This is a genomic window from Comamonas sp. B-9, assembly GCF_000410635.1.
Lineage (GTDB): Bacteria > Pseudomonadota > Gammaproteobacteria > Burkholderiales > Burkholderiaceae_C > Comamonas.
Genome location: NZ_APCR01000566.1, coordinates 1 through 1214 on the forward strand (window position 1 = coordinate 1; position 1214 = coordinate 1214).

At 39.1% G+C, this 1214-nt stretch carries 1 protein-coding gene; it reads left to right on the top strand.

The window, feature by feature from the left end; all coding sequences use genetic code 11:
• The first annotated feature begins 286 nt into the window (after window positions 1-286).
• Entirely contained in the window at window positions 287-628 is a 342-nt protein-coding gene (locus H928_RS31390; RefSeq protein ID WP_158400481.1) for a hypothetical protein, read from the top strand.
• Window positions 629-1214: the final 586 nt, after the last annotated feature.

A 1214-nucleotide genomic window follows, 5' to 3' on the forward strand; every position in this document is an offset into this window, starting at 1 on the left:
TACAACCGGCATCGGTATTATGAATCAATCTTAGGAATCTATATAAATCAAGATTTTTTAGGTATATCAGGCGGGCTATTATTCAACAACCGGAAATAATCCCAATCAATTTCTAGATCCGCTCGGACTGTGGTCTACTGGCGCACACAACATATTTATCGATCAAGCATTCCCTGATTTACCTTCAGTATTTAGAGAAGCAATTAAGAGCGGGAGTGCTGAAGCAGATTATCTATACAATCAAGGATCATCGAATCTTGACTCTGCAAAACACGCAATGTCCACGGTGAAAAACACGCCAGAAGAAGCCAAGCAATTATATTGTGAATATATTAAAAGTCAGCTGAATAAATTTCAGGATCAACTCGCGAATGCCAGATCAACGTTGGCGAAAAAAGCTGCATACGCGCAGCTGGGCAGAGGGCTTCATGCTGTAATGGACTCAACTTCTCCTGCTCATAGAGGCTTCCAACAGTGGACAGGAGATGCAAGCAAACATGGGCCTTATATTAAACATCTTCATCAGCACACCATAGAGTCGAAGCAGCATATGGGGCCACACATGGAAGAAACTATTAGCAAAATGAATCAGTATACCCAAGGAAATTTAGTTGACTGTAAATGTTAACCACTCCAATCGCAACCTATTAATATATTATGTGGTGGTAATTATACTCTCACTCATACTACTGAAAATAGGCTATACATTAATTCACTCCGGCATATTCATTTTATTGATTTTTAGCCCGGCATACTTTTACCTAGAAAACAAAGGGCAAATCTTATCGCCAAACTTGCAAGACATCCTGTTATATACAAGCATACAGTTAATATATTATTATATATTATTAAAATTTTTCATTTTTCTCCGAAGTAGATTGGGTAAAAGTCGTTGATTTAAAAATTTTTAAATTAATTTTTTTGAAAGATAACCCTCATGCCAATTTATAAGGAGTGAATTTTTCTCAAAATCATATCTAAAACACCAAAGGATGGCTTATTAGACAGCAGTTATTGGCTAATTTTTGGTTGATCTAAGGCAGATAGCGGTGCAGCGTCGTAGCTCTTACAGCAAGATTGAGCAATAGATAGCCCGAACCTCCTAACCAAGCTGTGCGGCACTTTGTCCGAGGAATATCTGAGCGCGCAGATAAGTGCCACCTCCGTCATCCACTACGAATGGGATGCTTAGCCAGATCTGGCCGACCAGCTGC